Below are 18,015 nucleotides of genomic sequence, written 5' to 3' on the forward strand. Positions count from 1 at the left end.
CCCAAAACCAGCAACAACGCGCTGCTGCCTGACCAAAAAGAAACTAACCAACTGTCCCAGATCCTTGACACACCTCATATGATGATCGCGCCGGGAAAGGCATCAATCCGGCCATCGAAAACAACAGTTCAGTCCTGTGATTTAGGGCGATCGGAGGGCCGATAGTTGGCAGCCATAGTCCCTCATCGCTCAGGCCCAGGGAAACCGCGGATTCCCGCTGTCAACTGCAATTTAGAACTGACCACTGGCTGCAGTTTGTTTTGACCGCCCGTGGCAGTGGGTTGACCGTTGGCGGCAAGTATTTTTGACCACTGGTCAGGCGCCCGGGTGTGCCGGGAGTGGTCGGCGCCTGACCGTTTGCTTGGGTTAGGTCATGGGGTGGGTTCCTTTCCCGTTTTGGGCTTGCATGAGGCGGACGGACTCGCCGCTGGTTTGGCAGAGGTGGGCGTGGTGCATGAGTCGGTCCACGGTCGCGGTGGCAATGGTTTTGGGCATGAGCTCATCGAAGCCGGAGGGGTGGATGTTCGAGCTGATGGCCAGGGAGCGTTTCTCGTAGGAGGCTTCCACGACCCTGTAAAAGCCCTCGGCGGCGTCGCCGGAAACGGGCAATAGTCCTATGTCATCAATGCAGATCAAATCCACGCTGGTGACCCGGGTTATGGCCTTGTTAACGCTGTCATCGATGCGGTGGCGGCGTACGAGCGCGCCGAGGTCTTCCAGGCTCAACCACGACACGGAGAGACCTTCATCGATGGCTTGCTGACCCAGAGACTCCAGTAGCAAGGTCTTGCCGGTGCCGGAGGGCCCACAGGCGATCAGGTTCTCCCGGCGCCGCACCCATTCCAGGGTGCGTAGGAACGAGGTTGTTGCCGTTGGCAGGGTCGAGAGGCTCTCGTCCCAGACATCGAAGGTTTTCCCGGTCGAGAAACCGGCGCGTTTGCGCCGGGTGGCGAGCATGGACCGGTTCCTCCCGGTTGCTTCGGCTTCAAGGAGGACGCGGATGACTTCGGTCGGGTCCCAGCGCTGGGCTTTCGCAGTGGCCAGGACATCGGCGACCACGGCACGGGCGTGGGGCATCCGGGTGGTGCGCATCAACGCAATCACTTGTTCCACGGCGGCGTCCGCCAATGGTCCCTGGGCAAGGGTTGTGGGGCTCATTCGGTAGCTCCTTCAAGATCAGTGGTGTCGCTGTCCTCAGCGGTGTTAGTGGTGTTGGTGGTGCCGAAATTGGCCCATCCGCCAGTGCCTTGGGAGAGCCATTGGCCCTGATCGGTCACGGTGTGCCGGGTGTTATTGCCGTCTCCGGCCAGCTCGCCGGTGGCGGTGTTGGTAATGATGGAGACTAGGTCTTCATGGGTGAAGCGGTGGTGCACGGCGGCAGCTCCCAAGCCTTGGTCAACGGCGTCGTTGCCCAGCATGGCGGCGAGGGCTGTGGCTCGTTCCATTTTGTGGCGGATCTTGTTTGTCCCTGCCGCGGCAGCTTCCTTGAGCCAAAGCGCCGCCCCGGCCCCGAGGACTAGGAATTCCTCTTCTGCCTTGTTGGTGGGGCGGATGACGCGTTCCAGGGCGCCGGCGGAGGCTGGTGGGAAGTGGGCGTCTATGATGGCTGGCACGCCGGGGCGGGTGAGCTGGTGGCGGGCTACTTCCATCGGCCCGTATAGGCCGACATGGACGATGACCACGTGTGTGTCGGTGCTCCGCACCCAGACTCTTTGCCCCATCAGGGTGTGCGGGACGGAATAGCGGGAGTGTTCGTAGGTGACCATGGGCGTATTCGGTGGGACTTGCCGGACCTGGCCGAAACTCGCTGTCACCGGCACGGCCGGGACCGGGTGCAGCTTGGGCCGTTCAATCAGTCGAAGCATGTCCTTGGGGATCTCCAACGTGGCCCGGTGCACTTTGGAATTCACATCCTCCATAAACACCTGACAAGCCTGCTCCAACTCGAGGAAAGAGGCGTATTCCGGGCGCAGGTTCGTCTCCTTGGGGACCAGGTCTGCCTTGGCGATCTTCACAGCGTTTTCCACCCCACCCTTCGATGCCGGGTCTGCCGGCATGCAGGTGTGCACGGCGGTGGAATAGTGCCTTGCGAACGCGACAATCTGCGGGTTCCGGACCGGAATCCCGGCAACGTGATCGACCGTAATTGTGCGCTCATTATCGGTCAAAACGTAGGTTGGAACCCCTCCGATCATGCGAAAGGAGCGGTCCAGTGCGGCGAACACGCTAGGCATGGTCTTATCCCGCAAAGGGATCACGATCCTAAAGCGTGAGTACGCCAGCCAGGCCACGAACAACACTGTTTTCACACCGTCAACGACAGGGCCGTCTCCGTAATCCCACTGGAGCCACCGCGCCGGTTCCACGGTCCACGGGCGGTGAACACGGGCGTTTTGAGCCCTGTATTTGCTCTTCAACCCGGCTAGCACGTAGCGGGTCGTGCGGATCGAGCCGGTATAGCCCAAAGCAACGAGCTTGCCATGGACCACGTCTCCGCGGATCTTCCCACGGGACTGTTCGACCAGCGATTCCATCTGGGGCAGGTACGGATCAGTGATCCTGCCACGCTGACGGGCAATCGGTGCTTGGGCACCTGCTTCGCGGGCTTTCACATACGAACGGACAGTGTTGTGCGAAACGCCGCAAACCTCGGCGGCGCCACGATACGACTGGGTTAGATCAAAAGCAGCTAAAATTTCCATGAACTCTCCTGGAGACTTCATAACAAGCCCCTTCCTTCCCAAACATGGGTGAAATTGAAAACGATTGGCATCGTCATTTCACCCCGAAGGAAGGGCTCTCCCCGTATAGACACGAGGGATGGACAAGGGAATCCCAGCACACCCACGCCGTAAGTACCACGGCGAACCACTGGTCAAAACCACTGCCGCGAACGGTCAAATCTAAATGCCGCCTATGGTCAGTTTAGAGTTGCAGCTAACATCCCGCGGTTTTCCTGGGCCTGAGATGAAAAACGTGACGACAATTGGAGTCTTAATTGGCCCTGTCCAAGCCAAAAACGTGACCCACTTTTCGTTCAAAAGCGTGAGTAAACCGTGATTTGGCCCCCTGGCGAAGCTCGCCTCCGAAGTAAAGCCGCAGGTCAGAGCCACAATTGGTGCCCCGGGCCGGACTCGAACCGGCGGCCAAGAGAATCTCACTGCCTGGATGTTGATGTGTGTCGTTGACTCTCAATAACATTGAGTTTTAGGGGCTTTTGGGCGGTTTCAATGACGATGACATGCCGTAGGCAACGGTAGTTTTCGTTTGAAAAGGGGGAGCAAAGGGGGAGTGTCTCTTTGTGAGCCGGCCGTACTATCTGTGGACGGGTTCAAGCTCTCGGCAAAGTGGCTCATATGTGTACGACGCGCAATCGCGTGGAGGTTGCCGTCCATGTTGGCTATTTTACGCTGGGAGACCTCCCCGTGGATTCATGTGCGCCCTGTAACTGAAAAGTCGCACCATGGCAGTTTCAGTGGGGAACCTCTATCGGACGGTGACTGCAGGGCATCCGGGCTGTTGGACACTTCCGGTGAAGCGCCAGGTGGCTTCCGTGACTCAATCTAAAGAGCTACGGGAGCCCGACAGCGTCTACGAGGAGTGAGTCATCGGGCCAGTCGTCCGGAAGACCGCGGAATCGTCACGGACTTGCCGCCAACGGGCACCTGTTAGGGGCCCGACTTCGGTGCCTCGAAGCCGCCAATCGTCTGCTCGAGCAGTTCGGCTAGCCGCAGGGGGGTGCGGTCTTCGAACATCGGGCCGATGAGCTGCACACCCACTGGCAGTCCATCGGGAGATCGGCCGGCTGGGATGGCTGTGGCGGGCAGGCCCGGCATGGTGGCCAACCCGGCCCAGACGGACTGGGTGTCGGCCGGGTGATCGACGCCGTCGATATCGATCTGTCGTTTGCCGCGGTCGGGGGTGTGGTCGTGCGGAAACGCGGGCGTTGACGAGCACGGACACACGACGGCGTCGAATTCGTTAAAGAGCTTTCGCCACAGCTGGCGGTGCACTTCTCGGCGGGTGTCCGCCTGGATCCACTCGCGGTGGCTGAGGACCATTCCGCGCAGCCAGGCTGCATTGAGACTCAAGTCATCCGGGCTGAGTCCGGCGGCGAGGTCCTGCAGCTGCTTGTACCGCTCGTCAGGAACCCGTGCGCCGCTGTTGGAAAACATCAACTTCGCGTACAGGATAGCGGCTTCGGTCAGGTCGGGCAGCAGCGGACTGCTCCGCTCGACGTGGGCCCCGCCGTCGACGAGTGCGGCCGCGACACGGTTCACCCCGGCTCGCACTTCGGTCCCGGTGGCAATGAGCGGATGCTCGTCGAGGACCAAGACACGGAAGTCGGAGAATTTCTGGTGGCGCGCGGGGGGTAGAGACAGATCGTAGGCAACGCCGAGCGTCAGCGGGTCCGGTCCTGCCATCACGTCCAGCAGCAATGTGAGGTCGCGCGCGGTGCGCGCCATCGGACCGCAGACGCCCAGATCGCCCTCGACCGGCAACGCCGGTGCCCGCGGCGGCACCATACCGCGCGCAGGCACGAGCCCAAATGTCGGCTTGTGAGCGTAGACACCGCAGAAGTGCGCCGGGTTGCGCAGTGAACCCGCAAGGTCGGAACCGATAGACAGTGCGCCGAACCCCGACGCCAGAGCCGCTGCTGACCCGCCGGAGGATCCGCCCGGCGTGCGCGAGTGGTCCCACGGGTTGTTGGTGGTGCCGTAGATCTCGTTGAAGCTCTGCCAATCTTGGAGCATCAACGGCACATTGGTCTTGCCGAGAATAACGGCGCCTGCGGCCTTCAAACGCGACACCACCACCGCGTCCTCAGCGGGCAGATAGTTCGCGTGCTGCGGCATCCCCCAGGTCGTGGGCAGCCCGGCAATGTTGTAGGACTCCTTGACTGTCATCGGGATACCGAGCAGCGGCCGGTCCTCGCCGCTGGCGCGGGCCTCATCGGCCTTCCGTGCGGCGGCCCGTGCCCGGTCGAAGTCCGGCACACAGATCGCGTTGATCGCTTTGTCGTCGCTCTCGATGCGGGAGATCGCCTCGTCGGTCAGTTCCACCGAGGTCACCTCCCCGTTGCGCAAGGTGGCCATGAGCGCTTCAGCCGACACAAAACTCCGATCCATGACACCAATCCTATCGACCTGCCTTAGGCGTTTGATCACATGCAGATCGCGGTGGAGGCACTGATACTCAACGTATCGACACGAGTACACACCGGGATATTTGAACCGTCCCGAGAATCATGCCGTCAACCGTCCCACAAGCCGATCCACATTCGCACATCCAACTCATCTATAGATCCGATCGCACGTCGCACAAGTGCCTCAAGACTTATGTGGCGCAAGACGTTTGGCCCACGTCGCGTCGTCATGAAGCGGCACGATTCCGTCGTTTTGCTCAGCCGCTCGTGGATCTGCGTACATCATCATTGCGTGTCAGCTTCGATGCGTTGTACCGACCTCCGCTTTAGCGTCAGCAGCGCGGCGGACATGACGGTATATGGACCACAAAACCAACGACCAGCCCGATGACAGCACCCGCAACGGCCGAGGGGTACCCAACCTCAATCACCGCAGCCCACGCGGTTGGCGGGTAAGCGATCAGGCCCAGAACCAACCCGACCACGGCAACAAAAATAGCGCAAACCACCGTTCCCGCTACGACGAACCTCGCCAGCATTGGCAAGGCCCGGAACCCGCTTGGTGCTTCAACCATGTCTGAAGTATCCTCCCCTATTGTCCGCAACGCGGTCGGGTACCGGCCCGGGGATTCATACGCGCGCTGGGGCTGGAAAGTCGCACCGTGACAGTTCAAGAGGGGAACCCTCTACAGACACTTGCAGTCCCGCCCTGGTGGTTGGCCTGGACGGGGCGGTAGTGTAAATGTTTGCCATGCAATGAATGATTGTTCTGCTTGCTTTTCTGGCTCTTGGAAAAGCGGCTTGGGAACTAGAGCCGTGTCACTGTAGGGGCAGGTCGAACCTCGGGATCCATGCCGCCGTTTACCTAGAAGCGGCTGTGACGGAGGCTAGCGCGCTGTTTTTGGGGGGGCAGTCAGTGGCGTTTCCGTTCACGGCGCGCCATCCGTTGCCTCGGTGGACGCGGCGCTATCGGCATCCCACAGCTTTTCCCTGACCTGCGCGCTCGCAACCGCGTCGTCAATGACGAGCGGGGCAGCGGGATCGATATCAGTGTGGGATTCCATGGAGTAGAAACGCACTTCGTGACCGTCGGGGTCGTGCAGCATCGGCAGGATCCATCCGATCGTCGCGAAGTGCACCCCCGCATGGGCCTCCCCGAGGCCGCTCAAGTGGGTCGCCAGCGCTTCGATCCGGTCTCGGTCGGGTATGCCGATGGAGAAGTAGTCGAAGCCGGCTGACGCTTTCGCCCGCTCCGGGTTAAGGTTCAAAGCGAGGACGGGCCCGCCGTCGGGATGGGTCATTGCGACGCCGGTGCGTTGACCGTGTTCGCGGAACTCGATGGCGACTTGATAGCCGAGTCGGGTGCCGTACCATCGGATTGACCGGCCCAGATCTGAGACGGGCAGTTTGAGGTGGTGCACCCCAGCCAGTTTCGGGATCATTAGAAAACCTTCTTAATTGCAGTCATACTGTATCTATGCAGTTATACTGCACCTTATGAATGATGAAGTCAAGCAGCAATCCTTTTCGCCTACGGACCTAAGAGGGAGGCGGGTGGCCCGAACCGAGGCCCAGATCATCGAAGCAGCACGCGCTCTCTTCCTCGATCAGGGCTACGTGGCCACTACCCTCGCTCAGATCGCAGAACACGCTGGAGTTGGTGCTCGAACCGTTTACGTCCGCTTCGGGACGAAAGCAGCCCTGTTCAGCCGCGTCGTCGACCAGGCGCTCGTGGGCGACTCAGAGCCGGTTGATGTTGCCCACCGCCCCCGGGCTCAGGACGCGATGACCGCCGAGAGCCTGGCTGAACGGATCGATGCCTTCGCCGACGTCGCGGTCGCTATCGCAGAACGGGCAGGGCCGTTGTTCGAAGTAGCTGCCCAGTCAGAAGGTCTTGAGCCGGAGATCGCCCAAGCCGCCCAAGCCGGACGCCAGGCCACCATCGAGCTATGCCGGTCGTTTTGGGATCATGCTGCGGTCGACGGTCTCCTCGCGAAGGGTCTGCACCCTGATCGCCTCACCGTTGTCACTGACGTTCTGCTCTGCGCAGACACGGTCGTGCACATCCGCAGAGCCCACGGCTGGTCTGGAGCCGTCCATCGCGCACTCATCGTCGACACACTGACTGCCCTTACCACCCGTCGCGCATGATCGAAGGTCGTTGGTTCTCCTGTTGCTTTACCACCAAATAGTTCCAGACGTACGGGGCGGATCTTTGGTCGCCCCTGTTGTTCAGGTCCATTGGTACGGCGATTGCAGGCTCAAAGTTTGCCTGCAACAGCTACAAAATATCCAGGCATGAAAGACCGCGGAATCTAGCCACTTGGGCGCCGCCACGTTGAGAAAGATGGGCACAAGGTGCAGCCCGCTTCGACCAAAAATGCTGAAAGAACTGACATTTTTTCGTTGAAAAGATGAGTAAAAGATGAGTTGGGGCCGCTCTAGCAATTGCCACCTCAGTGACCAAGAGAATCTCAGGAGCCTCATGTCAACGGTCTTTGTTCAACGCCAGAAGGTGCTTGGTCCCGGGAGTGTGCCGGACAACTCGGCCCCGTCGACATGCCGGGGAATGCCACAGGTTTTCGTTGAAAAACGTGAGTAAAACGTGAGTTGGGCGTGCCCCGTGGCGCCGAACCGTCTGTTGGCCGACCGTTTGCAGGTGCATTGACACAATTGCTGGCATGTCACTGGCTGTGAAGAGAAGTTTGTCGTGTTTCAACTGACCGCGTCGTTCAGCCATCCCTTGGTGCCTATTGGATCCCGGTGACAGAGTCCCTGCTGATCATTGACGATTGGGGCACCAAATCTGCCGGGACCGAGAGGCCAGCAGCCCCAATCATTACCCGTTAGGGGCTACTGAAAAGACGGGAGCGGACTAATCCGTGAGTCCGTGCACCGGGGTTGGCATCACAGGTGTCCTTTGTCGCGACCGAAGGCCGCGGGCCCAGCGGGGGAATGTCCCACTCATCGTTGCTCAGACGCAGGATGGCGTAGGACGCGAAACCAATGCCGACAGCGATCAGTCCCCACCCCACCAGGTCGAGTGCGTCATTGCCGCTGACCGCTGCGGCCAAGTGCAGGGACTGAGATATTCCGAGGACGATCGCACCGGCTCGCGCGACGGACCGGCCCCGCCTGAGGGCGATCGCCAGCACGACCCTCCCGCGGAGATGGCCGGCGACAAAGATGATTCCCAGTATGACGACGGCGGTTTCGTTTGTCGCCGCATTTACGGCAGCGACAACTGCGTTGTGAGGGGCCCTGGCTGAGACGGCCGCCCCGACGTTATCGATCAGGACTACCCCGGACAAGGACAGGGATTGGGGGATGAGGGGGTAGGCCGCGAACGCGGGCAGGACAGGTGCCCGTCGTGAGGCGGGCCGTACGGCAGGATGAAGCGGAACACGGCGACGGCGGCCGGGCCGATGGGCATGAGGATCGCCGCGAGCGGCCTCGCCTTCGTGCGAAAATCACGCGGAACGGGGGTAGTCATGAGTGGGCCTCGACGCCGTGGGCGATTGGCGTCGCGTTGGGTCGGGCGAACACTGCGAGCAGTGGTCTGACGATGAGGGGGGCGACAGTGAACGTGATGACGAGGACGGTCCGGGATGGATCACATTGAGCTTCTCCTAATAGTGGGATGGCCCCGGCGAGCGGGTTGGTACGTCATTTCTTGTCTGCGGGACCGATGGTCGGCATCGCCCATCCGGGCGAAACTGGCGCCGCCGGCGTCCACAGTTCGGCGGGTTTTTGTTGGCGTACAACCATCCTCAGGAGGGACGATCCCGCTGTCTGGGGGGCGCATACTCGTTTGTAGCCGGCGATGCGCCAACGAATAAACGCAGCGCATGCGCCGGAACAAGGATGGAGGTACAAGTCATGACCGGATTGCTGGGAATCATGTTGGCCGCGGTGGCGGCTTTGACGGTGTCGAGCAGACCGCGGATGGCGGTCATCCTGGTAGTGCCGTTTGTGCTCATCTGTGGGTTTCAAACGTGGGGGCTTGCCGTGGGCCTGGGAGTGAATCCGAAAGATACGGTGAGCCAATTCAGCTACTACGCCGTGCAGTTGATCATCCTTGTATTGGCGCTTGTTGCGGCCGACCAGATCAGGATATATCGGCTGTGGCGTGGCTGGTTCGTGTCCGCCCCCGCAGCGAAACCCGTGGCTGGGAGTCGGCCCGATAGCCGCAGCCGGGTCAGCATTGGCCTTGGCATGAACCTGCTGCTGTGCGTCGTCGTCGGGACAGTTGACTACCTGCTCAACAGTTCGGCCGCTCGCCAGTCTGGGGAAGGTGTGCCGCCGATCGCCGGTGTCGTCGGGATCGTCCTGCTGCCGTTGGCCATTCTCGTGTTCGGGAGCCTGAATCTGCTGCGCTCCGGTCGTACAAAGCGAGCATAATTAGATCAGGGAATCGAAGGAGACTGTCGTGAATCGACGGTTGGTAGGGCGTTTGTGGACGGGGTGGCCTTTCGGCTGGCCGGATGTCGGTGTGGGGGACGTTGGGTTCGCAATGCTGTTAAGCGTGTTAGCCGTCGCTTCGCTGAACGGCCTGAGCACCTTCGACCAGCACGCAGGCGCCAGCGCATCTGTCTTCGTGTTGTTGCTGACCGCGCCAGTAGCGTTCGCGAGACGAAATCCATTGGGGACGACGGCGGTCCTCGCGGCAGGTGGGGCGCTGAACTGGTTGCTGTTCGACCATTTCGTCCGATGCGGCGCTGCGCTGCCTGCGGTTTTCTACGCAGCCTTCGTAGTCGGCAGTCGTAGCAAACGGTGGACTGCCCTGGTTGCCGGTGCCGCACTGTTGACGGCGAACGTTCTGTGTCAATCCTTCTCGGATCCCGAGCTCAGGCCAAGTGTGATCATCTACATGGTGCCGATCGTCATGGCTTTTGTCGTTGCCGGTCGGTTGCTGTGGGCTCGCAGCACGGCCGTGGTGGCCCTGCGTGCTCGAACTGTTGAGCTGCGAGAGCAGCGGGAGCAGACCGCCCGGCTTGCCGTGGCGGCCGACCACGCCCTGATCGCCGAGGATCTCGACGGATACCTGCACGACCGGGTTAGCGAGATCGCCGAGGCTGCGGCGGCGGGCCGGGCCGCGCTGGCCTCGTCGCCCGATCAAGCCCGTGAATCGTTTTTCTCGATTCAGGACAGCGGTCGAGAGACGTTGACCCATATGCGTGCAGTCGTCGCGGGCCTGCAGGCCGACTCTTCGACAGAACCGCAGCCGGTCTTGGCGCAACTCGACCGGCTGCTCGCACAGTTACCCTCGGCGGAGGCGCGCTTGACGGTGACCGGCGACCCACGAATGCTTCCGCCGGGCGTGGAACTCTCCGGCTACCGGATCGTGGAGCATCTGCTCTTGGCCCTGGAGAACTCCCCGACCGCACGGGTCGCGGTAGCTGTGGCGTTCACTCCCGGAACTCTCGAACTGACCGTAGCTGGACCCGCCGCCCGCCGCGGCAGCAGCCGGCCCGCGCTGGCCGCTGCAGCGGAGCGCGCAGCAACGCTCGGCGGCACGCTGCGTACGTACGCAGGCCACGGGCGACAGGCGCGAGACGGTGGTGCTGCTTCCGCTGGCTGAGGGCCATGTGTAGCCGCGTCGAGCAGGCCTGGCGTTGGTGTGCCCCACGGGCCGACGCCGTGGCAGCAGCGGTGCTCACGGTGGGGGCTGCAGTGAGTCTTGGTGTCGGTGGGCTGTTTGGTTCTCCGCTGACACTTCTCAGCTCCGTCGCCTTGCTAGTCTTCGTTGCTTTAGTCAGTGTGCGTCGGCGCCATCCAGTTGTGGTTGCGGCAGCGTCAGGTGGGATTCTCCTCCTCCCGTCATTCATTCTGCGCGGAACGGATGTATACGTCGGCTCGGTTGCGTTGACCACGCTCGGGCTGGCAGCGGTCTTTTTGTATGCGTATGCCTTGGGTTCCGACTCTCCGTGGGGGTTTTCGCTGGTCGGTCTAATTCCGCTGTCTGTGGGTGTTGCCAGCGCTACGGCCGCGTTCAATCCGCTGGTCGGGATGGTTACGGTTGGGCCCTGGCTAGCTGGCTTGCTGGTGGCTTCGAGACGGCGTGTCGCTGCAGAACTCGAGGGGCTCGCCCTTGAGCTCGAGCTGGAGCGTGAACTGTTCTCGGCAGAGTCCGTGCGCTATGAGCGTGCTCGCATCGCCCGCGAGCTCCACGACATCGTCGCCCACAGTGTGAGCCTGATCGTTGTGCAAGCCGGAGCTGGCGAGCGATTGGCCATGGTCGATCCCGAGAGCGCAGCAGAGTCCTTCGACTCGATCAGCGAGGCCGCCCGCCAAGCCGAGGTTGAGATCAAGCGGTTGACTGAACTCCTCGGCACCTCGCATTCCGCGTCGCCGTTGACGGGTCTGCGCATTGTCGGGGAGCTGGTCAATCGGGCACAGGCATCAGGTCTTCGCGTGTTGTGTCATTTCCGTGGTCAGGTCGACGGGCTCTCGGAACAGAGCACAGAGGCGTCCTACCGTTTGGTACAGGAGGCGCTCACGAATGCGATGAAGCACGCATCCGGAGCCCCGATCACGGTCACCGTTCGTGGAAGGGACGACGACGTTCAAATCGAGGTAGTCAACGGGCCGGCGCGCGCCGACCGTTCCGGCCTCGAAGGCCTTGGCGGTGGCCACGGTCTCACTGGGATGCGTGAACGGATCGCCGGATGCGGCGGAACCTTTGCGGCCGGGCCGACTAGTGAACGCGGCTGGCGGGTCTCGGCTTCCTTGCCGCGCCACCTTCGCTTCGGCGCAGTTCCGGTGGAGCGATGAGCGGCCACGGCGATGGCGCGTCGGGCGCGGTCACCGTACTCGTCGTCGACGATCAGCGTCTGGTGCGCACCGGCTTTCGGGTCATCCTGGGCAGTGACCCAGGGATCAGGGTGGTGGGCGAAGCGGGAGACGGGCGCGACGCTATCGAGCTGACCCGCACTCTCGCGCCAGCGGTCGTGCTCATGGATATTCGGATGCCAAACATGGATGGATTGGCCTCCGCCCGAGTGATCCTGGGTGAGACGAACAGCCGGGTGCTGATGCTAACCACGTTCGATTCCGACGAATACGTATACGCGGCGCTGCGCGCAGGCGCCAGCGGATTTCTGCTCAAGGATGTCCCTGGCGAACAGCTCATCGCAGCAGTTCACAGCGTGGCGGCCGGTGACGCCCTGATTGACCCGTCGATCACCCGCCGGCTGATTGAGCGGTTCGCCATCGCAGTGAGACCGAGGACTGAGGAGCCTGCGCAGCTCGCAACGCTCACGCAGAGGGAACGCGAGGTTCTGCGGTTGGTCGCCGAGGGGCTGAGCAATGCCGAAATTGCCGACCGACTCGTGGTCGAAGAAAGTACCGCGAAGAGCCACGTGGCCCGAATATTAATGAAACTCGCGCTGCGCGATCGCGTTCAAGCCGTCGTGTTCTCTTACGAATGCGGGTTCGTCGTCCCCGGCTCGGCATGAAACTTTAACTGAAGAATAAATAACCCAGTGACAGTCGTCGGTTCGCGCTGATCATGGCGATCGGAAGACCAATTGTGGTCTGTATCTGCCTGGATGCGTTTGAAAGAGTGAGAACCGCGGAATCTAGCCACTTTTTGCGACTGAATGTTGAAAATGATGAGCGCCAGGTGCTGAAAATGACGTCAAGTCCCGTGGAGTGGTGTAGCCGTTTTGTGATGCCTCGAGGTCGTTGAGGGTTAGTAGTTGTTGTTCTCGGACGGGATGGTGGGGTCGGTTTCCTCCTCGGGGGTGTGGCCGTTGGGTCGCCAGTCGGGGTTGATGGTGCCGTCGGGGAGCCAGAAGTCGTCGGGCCGGGGTGCCGGTTGGCCGTACGCGTCCCACCAGCCGGTGTTGTGGCCGGTGGCGAGGAGTTCAAGGTCACGTTGGCGCCTTGAGGCGTTGGGTTGGGTGGGGCTCACGCGGCAGCCTCCATGCTTTCCAGGGCGGGCAGCTCGGCGTGTGACTCAAGCCCGGGGTCCACGGAGGCGAGGCGGCAGCGGGCGAGGACTTCCAATCCGAAGTAGCGGCGCCCTTCGGCCCATTCATCGCTTTGCTCGGCCAGTACGGCCCCGACGAGGCGGGTGATCGCGTCGCGGTTGGGGAAGATCCCGACTGCGACTTCGGCGAAAACAGGTTCGGTTCCACGGACGGGCGGTTTAGGACGAGTCGGGTGCTTCATGCGTGGGGCGAGATCGAAGGCTTGATTGGTTCAGTTGGCGTTCATGAAGTCCCTAACGAGCCGGCCCACGGCTTCGGGTTGGTCGAGCCAGCCGATCAGGCCGGCGTCCTTGATGAGTTCAAATCTGGCTTTTTTTATGTGTCGGCTGAGCTCACGACCGGCGGTAACAGGGGCCATGTCGTGCTCGCCCCAGGCAATCAGGACCGGGCACTGGAGCGTGGGCAGTTGGGGAATGAGCGCGTAGGTGAGGTTGTTGGGCTTTCGCAGACCGGTGATGAGTTCGAGCATGGTGCGCCAGGCGACTTGTGCGCCCGGGATGGATGCCGCGGCGAAGAAGCAGTCGATGACGTCACCTGAGGCCTTGGCGGGATCTGCCATCAAGCCGCGCAGGGCCTTTGGATCCCGGTGTGGGCGCCCGATGGTCGACAAGATCAACCGGTTGACGATGGGGGTCCCCAAGATTCGGACTTTCGGGTCCAGGGTTCGGGTGCTGCCGGCCGGTTCCCCGATCAGTATGAGGCGGTCGACGCGGTCAGGGTGGGCAAGGGCGTAGGCAAGGGTCCAGTATCCGCCGACGGAGTTTCCCATCAGGGTTGCATGCTGGAGCTCGAGACCGTCCATGACGTCACCAATGAACGCTATGGCATGGTCTCGATACTTGATTCCTCGGTAATTTTGCCGGTGCGTCAGACCGCAACCGGGTCGGTCGGGGGCGTAAACATCCCACTCTCCATCGAGCTGAGCGATGAGGGGTGCCCAGCCAGCAGCCACGCTGTTTCCGCCATGAATCATCAAGACAGGGTCGCCGTGGCCGCTGTGCAGGACGTGGACCCGTTTGGCGGGATCGCCGCCATGCAGGAACGTTGATTTTATGTCAAGTCCAAGGTTTTGGAAGAGGACTGCCTGCGTGTGGACAAACCTGCTTTCCTGCGTGTTCAAGTCCATGACCGGTTACCTTCTGACCAAATTGTGTCTTTTTCCTACCTACCTTTAGTGTGGCCGCGGCAAGACTGGGGATCGACAGTGCCAGCACTACAGTTTCCGGCATCTCCGATCCGAGATCGGACCGGGACAGTGCGGGGGCGCGACTCGCCCGCGTCCGTACCGTGTGGGCTTAGGTCGCCGGGGTCGAGCCCAGATGGAGCAGGACCGCGAGGACACGACGGTGGTCTTGGGGCTGCGGCTCGAGATCGAGTTTTTGGAAAATGTGGCGTATATACGCTTCGATTGTTCGTTCATCAAGGGATAAGGCCGAACCGATAGACATGTTTGACCGGCCTTGGGCCATCAACGCCAAGACGGCCTGCTCACGGTTGGTGAGGCGGGACAGGATCTGCGCGTCCAGGGCGGAAGCCACGGCCTGGGGCGAGGTGGATCGTTGAGCAGATTGTGATAGCGCCACGATTTGCCCGTGGAGGACCCTGGCCAGATCCGTTTCCCGTACCGTGAAATCAGTACGGGCACGGGTCAGGCTCAGGAGTCTGACATATCCATCCCTGGCGGAAACATCAAGAGGAATGACCAGTTGGAACCGTGTTCCCAGGGGCCGATACACTTCGTGGTAGATTCCGGTGGAAGTCCACGCCGCTATGTCAATGAAGTCGCTTACGGTGTGCGGACTGAGGTGTGACGTGGTGGTGTACTGCCGGAGAATCGGGTGTTGGCGCAGAAGGTCGGACAGCTCCCGCTCATGGCTGATCATGTCTCCCGACGGCGCCCTGGAGAAAGCTTCAACACCGAGGGATGCCATATGGAGATTCACCGATGCCGCCATGTCCGCGCAAAGCAATCCCGGAAGTTGCGCCAACATGGCCTGCTCCAGCGACTTGGGGGTTTGGGCCCGGAGTCTTAGCTGTTCGGCGGTCTCGCTTGCGGCCGCAAAATCACGCTCCGAAATAAATACCATTGCTCCCCCTAGGAGCCGGCGCACTATTGTTCAATACTAATCCCGCCGACTCCAGAAGTCACCCAAAACTCGGGGGCAAAACGACTTTGAAGTCGCGTGTGTCAAGAACCGCGAAAGGAGACCCTAAATAGGCGGGACTCGTGGTCGCTGTTGCTTGACAGCATACTTTCGCCCTGGCCGTTCCCGCTAAGGAACCTCCACCGAGACGATCGTAGGCTTCATCGTCGCCCGCTGGAGCGTCAAGGTACCCGGATGGGCGAAAACCCAGTATTCTCGCGCTTTTCATGTGCATGTCTTGGAGAAGGGGTGAGCCCGTTTGGCTGAAAAAGGGGAGCTGCAGCGCGAGAAAAACTGGCTGAATTGGGGGAGTAAAAGGGGAGTGAGGGCGGGTTTTGCCCTGAAGGTCACTGACCTGCGGGGTATAACCGCAGGTCAGGACCATGTTGTGCCCCGGGCCGGACTCGAACCGGCGGCCAAGAGAATCTCACCATCTGGACGTCACAGGGTGTCGATGGCTATCAATATTCGCGTAGTTTCGGGAATCTTCTCCCTTTTTGGCGACTGCGACATGTCAGCGATTGCCGTAGTTTTCGGTTGAATTAGATGGGTAAAAGATGAGAGGCACTGCTGAGGCCTTTGACGTTATCGGGACTTGACCGCTAAATCCGTGAATGCAGGTTCATCAGTGGTCTTCCTCGGGGCAGTGCACGTTACCGTCCATGATTACCAGTTTAGGCTTGGGCCTTGGCCAGGGCGCTGGTGGGTCGGGGCTTCTGCAAAGTCGCTTAGCTGAAATTTAGGCCGGCGATTTTGAGTGCGCGGTGTGGGTAGTTGCGGGCATCGCGCGTGGCTTTGGCAAGGTTTGTTTCGCCTTCCAGGCGCAGAATTGTGATTGCGATGTTACGGGGAGGCCATGACCCGAGACGCGTTGCCCCGCCGGATTTGGCTGACATCCCCCCGCATATTCCGAATTCTTATCTGGGGTTTGTTTATCGCCGTACGCAACGGAGGGTAAGAAACTTTTTTCTTGCTCGGCGTGTCTGCTTCGGACGGTTTATCTGGGGTGGCAACGTAACGGTGCATGACGGTTGGTATCGAAACAGTCGAATTGTTCCGGGTACAGCGGCTCAACTTGCCGGAGGGCGGACGGACCTGGACGGTGCTGGGCCGCGACCATCGGGTGGTGGGGCCGGCCGAAGAATACTTGGAGTATCTGCGGGCCCAGCGGTCCTCCCCGAACACCGTGAAGTCCTATGCTCGGGGTTTGGCGTTGTGGTGGCAGTACCTCTACGCGTTTGACCTGCGCTGGGATGCGGTGAAGGTGGCGGATTTCGGGGCGTTCTTGACTTGGCTTCGTACCGGGGACGAGCCAGCGGTGACCTCGATCGAGCAGCGTCCGGCGCGGTTCGCCGAGTCTACAATCTCGGCACGCCTTGGGGCGGTGATGTCGTGCTATGACTACCACCTGCTCAACGGTGTGGATGTGGGCCGGGACCTGCATCGGATCATTCACCGCGGTGGCAGCCGGTACAAGCCATTGTTGGAGCATCTGGCTCGTCGGCATGGTAGGCGCCGGTCCACGGTGAAGGTGCGTGAGGCTGGGCGCGGTGGCCCGCCGCCGGTGCTGACGCCGGGACAGATCGCGTTGATCTGCGATGCCTGCGCTAGCTGGGACGCCGAGACGGGCGAATGGCGCGGGTCGGTGCGCAACCGGTTGTTGTGGATGCTCATGGCCGAGACCGGTCTCCGACTGGCCGAGGCCCTGGGATTGCAGCATCGGGACTGGCACACCGGGCGCGGCGACACGCCGTATGTGGAGGTTATCCCACGCGAGCATCCCCACGAGATTCGTGCGAAGTCCGGGTACCGCCGGTTGTATGTCTCCGATGAGCTGGACCGGTTATACGGCGAGCATCTCTGGCGGCTGTGTGAGGTGGGCGCGGACATGGTGTGTGAGGATTTCGATGCAGGCTACGTTTTCGTCAACCTCGACCATGAACCGAGATTCGCGCCCTGGAAACCAGACTCGGTCTATGACTTGGTCGACAGGCTGCACCGGCAGCTGTCCGGACGGGTTCCCTCGGAATGGACACCTCACTGGATGCGGCACAGTCATGCTACGGCCTTGCTCTTGTCGGGGACACCGGTGCACGTAGTAAGCCGCCGGCTGGGACATGCCGACGTGCAAACCACACTGAACACCTACGCGCATGTCACCGACGACGCTGAGATGCAGGCAATGGCAAACTGGAAGGCTTTCACCGCCAGCTGGCGGGTCGCTACAGATGCCGTTACCGATTCCGACCCGTCGATTGGTCCGTGCTCATGAGTGGTCACGAATCGGGCGCGGTCGACTGGATCGAAGATGCCGCGGCCGTTGCGACTTCCATGCCTTCGCGCAGTTGTGGGCGCAGGTGCCCGAATCGATGCGACTGCCGGTGTTGGCGGCTTCGACGGTGCCGTCGCAGTAGGCTGGGGCATTCTGTCAGGACGGTACCTTCCGTGCCGGGGTGGACTTGACGGCACTGCCGGAGCCGATGCGCCGGGAGCTGTTGTGGTGCGTGTGCCGGATCATTGGTTTGGGTCAGAAAGTCTCCACGCCGGCGTTGAGCATTCTGGTGCGTCGGCTGGGCGAAGTCGTTACCGATTATCCCGCCCAGGGGCTGTGTTCGCTGCTGGATCTCTCCGGAACGGACTGGTGCCAACGGATCTCACTCGGGGTGCATCGCCGCACCGGCCGGTTGCCGGCGACGGCCACGGCGCAGCAGGTCCGCGTGTTGTTGTCGCG

At 61.5% G+C, this 18,015-nt stretch carries 14 protein-coding genes and 1 pseudogene; 7 read left to right on the forward strand and 8 right to left on the reverse strand.

What is annotated here, in order from left to right; genetic code table 11:
- Window positions 1-366 precede the first annotated feature (366 nt).
- The 4 genes from CVV68_RS21255 to CVV68_RS21270 form a co-directional block, all read right to left on the reverse strand.
- On the reverse strand, window positions 367-1,158 hold the full coding sequence (locus CVV68_RS21255; RefSeq protein WP_110502995.1) for an ATP-binding protein: 792 nt from the start codon (window positions 1,156-1,158) through the stop codon (window positions 367-369).
- Window positions 1,155-2,723, reverse strand: a complete 1,569-nt coding sequence (istA, locus tag CVV68_RS21260; protein WP_110502996.1) for an IS21 family transposase — start codon at window positions 2,721-2,723, stop codon at window positions 1,155-1,157. The genes CVV68_RS21255 and istA overlap by 4 nt, the downstream gene beginning before the upstream one ends.
- Before the next feature lie 945 nt (window positions 2,724-3,668).
- A complete protein-coding gene (locus CVV68_RS21265) occupies window positions 3,669-5,129 on the reverse strand; it encodes an amidase (RefSeq protein WP_110502997.1) in 1,461 nt (486 codons plus the stop codon).
- Between the two features lie 946 nt (window positions 5,130-6,075).
- Window positions 6,076-6,588 (reverse strand): VOC family protein, encoded by a 513-nt coding sequence (locus CVV68_RS21270; protein WP_110502998.1) that lies wholly within the window; start codon window positions 6,586-6,588, stop codon window positions 6,076-6,078.
- A 55-nt stretch (window positions 6,589-6,643) separates the two neighbouring features.
- On the opposite strand from CVV68_RS21270, the gene CVV68_RS21275 reads away from it, so the two are divergent.
- From CVV68_RS21275 to CVV68_RS21300, 5 genes are all read left to right on the forward strand, one after another.
- Window positions 6,644-7,297, forward strand: coding sequence for a TetR/AcrR family transcriptional regulator (locus tag CVV68_RS21275; protein ID WP_110502999.1), 654 nt, complete (start codon window positions 6,644-6,646; stop codon window positions 7,295-7,297).
- Between the two features lie 1,728 nt (window positions 7,298-9,025).
- Window positions 9,026-9,547, forward strand: a complete 522-nt coding sequence (locus CVV68_RS21285) for a hypothetical protein (protein ID WP_110503001.1) — start codon at window positions 9,026-9,028, stop codon at window positions 9,545-9,547.
- 28 nt (window positions 9,548-9,575) lie between these two features.
- The gene (locus tag CVV68_RS21290) at window positions 9,576-10,727 is read left to right on the forward strand and encodes a sensor histidine kinase (RefSeq protein WP_146238986.1); all 1,152 of its coding nucleotides are present in this window, start codon (window positions 9,576-9,578) and stop codon (window positions 10,725-10,727) included.
- Window positions 10,728-10,819: 92 nt separating this feature from the next.
- The gene (locus CVV68_RS21295) at window positions 10,820-11,920 is read left to right on the forward strand and encodes a sensor histidine kinase (RefSeq protein ID WP_170133289.1); all 1,101 of its coding nucleotides are present in this window, start codon (window positions 10,820-10,822) and stop codon (window positions 11,918-11,920) included.
- Entirely contained in the window at window positions 11,917-12,603 is a 687-nt protein-coding gene (locus CVV68_RS21300; RefSeq protein ID WP_110503004.1) for a response regulator, read from the forward strand. The genes CVV68_RS21295 and CVV68_RS21300 overlap by 4 nt, the downstream gene beginning before the upstream one ends.
- A gap of 236 nt (window positions 12,604-12,839) precedes the next feature.
- Here CVV68_RS21300 and CVV68_RS21305 read toward each other — a convergent pair whose 3' ends face one another.
- The 4 genes and pseudogenes from CVV68_RS21305 to CVV68_RS21320 form a co-directional block, all read right to left on the reverse strand.
- Window positions 12,840-13,061 carry a hypothetical protein gene (locus CVV68_RS21305; protein WP_110503005.1) on the reverse strand — a complete coding sequence of 74 codons (222 nt, stop codon included), beginning with the start codon at window positions 13,059-13,061 and terminating at the stop codon, window positions 12,840-12,842.
- Window positions 13,058-13,258: pseudogene (locus CVV68_RS21310) on the reverse strand (transposase); the annotation flags it as partial. The gene CVV68_RS21305 and the pseudogene CVV68_RS21310, both read right to left, overlap by 4 nt.
- A gap of 93 nt (window positions 13,259-13,351) precedes the next feature.
- Window positions 13,352-14,266, reverse strand: a complete 915-nt coding sequence (locus CVV68_RS21315; RefSeq protein ID WP_110503006.1) for an alpha/beta fold hydrolase — start codon at window positions 14,264-14,266, stop codon at window positions 13,352-13,354.
- Window positions 14,267-14,435: 169 nt separating this feature from the next.
- Window positions 14,436-15,131: a helix-turn-helix transcriptional regulator gene (locus CVV68_RS21320; RefSeq protein ID WP_245933710.1), complete on the reverse strand. Its 696-nt coding sequence runs from the start codon at window positions 15,129-15,131 to the stop codon at window positions 14,436-14,438.
- Window positions 15,132-16,308: 1,177 nt separating this feature from the next.
- Here CVV68_RS21320 and CVV68_RS21325 point away from each other — a divergent pair.
- Both CVV68_RS21325 and CVV68_RS21330 read left to right on the forward strand, forming a co-directional pair.
- A complete protein-coding gene (locus CVV68_RS21325) occupies window positions 16,309-17,556 on the forward strand; it encodes a tyrosine-type recombinase/integrase (RefSeq protein ID WP_211320949.1) in 1,248 nt (415 codons plus the stop codon).
- 187 nt (window positions 17,557-17,743) lie between these two features.
- The coding region (locus CVV68_RS21330) for a hypothetical protein (protein WP_146238987.1) at window positions 17,744-18,015 on the forward strand (272 nt) is incomplete at its 3' end.

The sequence above is a fragment of the Arthrobacter livingstonensis genome, from assembly GCF_003219815.1.
GTDB classification, from domain to species: Bacteria; Actinomycetota; Actinomycetes; order Actinomycetales; family Micrococcaceae; genus Specibacter; species Specibacter livingstonensis.

Coding starts and splice junctions, on each gene's coding strand:
- CVV68_RS21255 (WP_110502995.1), bottom strand. CDS start 1,158: ATGAGCCCCACAACCCTTGCCCAGGGACCATTGGCGGACGCCGCCGTG.
- istA (WP_110502996.1), bottom strand. CDS start 2,723: ATGAAGTCTCCAGGAGAGTTCATGGAAATTTTAGCTGCTTTTGATCTA.
- CVV68_RS21265 (WP_110502997.1), bottom strand. CDS start 5,129: ATGGATCGGAGTTTTGTGTCGGCTGAAGCGCTCATGGCCACCTTGCGC.
- CVV68_RS21270 (WP_110502998.1), bottom strand. CDS start 6,588: ATGATCCCGAAACTGGCTGGGGTGCACCACCTCAAACTGCCCGTCTCA.
- CVV68_RS21275 (WP_110502999.1), top strand. CDS start 6,644: ATGAATGATGAAGTCAAGCAGCAATCCTTTTCGCCTACGGACCTAAGA.
- CVV68_RS21285 (WP_110503001.1), top strand. CDS start 9,026: ATGACCGGATTGCTGGGAATCATGTTGGCCGCGGTGGCGGCTTTGACG.
- CVV68_RS21300 (WP_110503004.1), top strand. CDS start 11,917: ATGAGCGGCCACGGCGATGGCGCGTCGGGCGCGGTCACCGTACTCGTC.
- CVV68_RS21315 (WP_110503006.1), bottom strand. CDS start 14,266: ATGGACTTGAACACGCAGGAAAGCAGGTTTGTCCACACGCAGGCAGTC.
- CVV68_RS21320 (WP_245933710.1), bottom strand. CDS start 15,131: ATGTTGGCGCAACTTCCGGGATTGCTTTGCGCGGACATGGCGGCATCG.
- CVV68_RS21325 (WP_211320949.1), top strand. CDS start 16,309: ATGACGGTTGGTATCGAAACAGTCGAATTGTTCCGGGTACAGCGGCTC.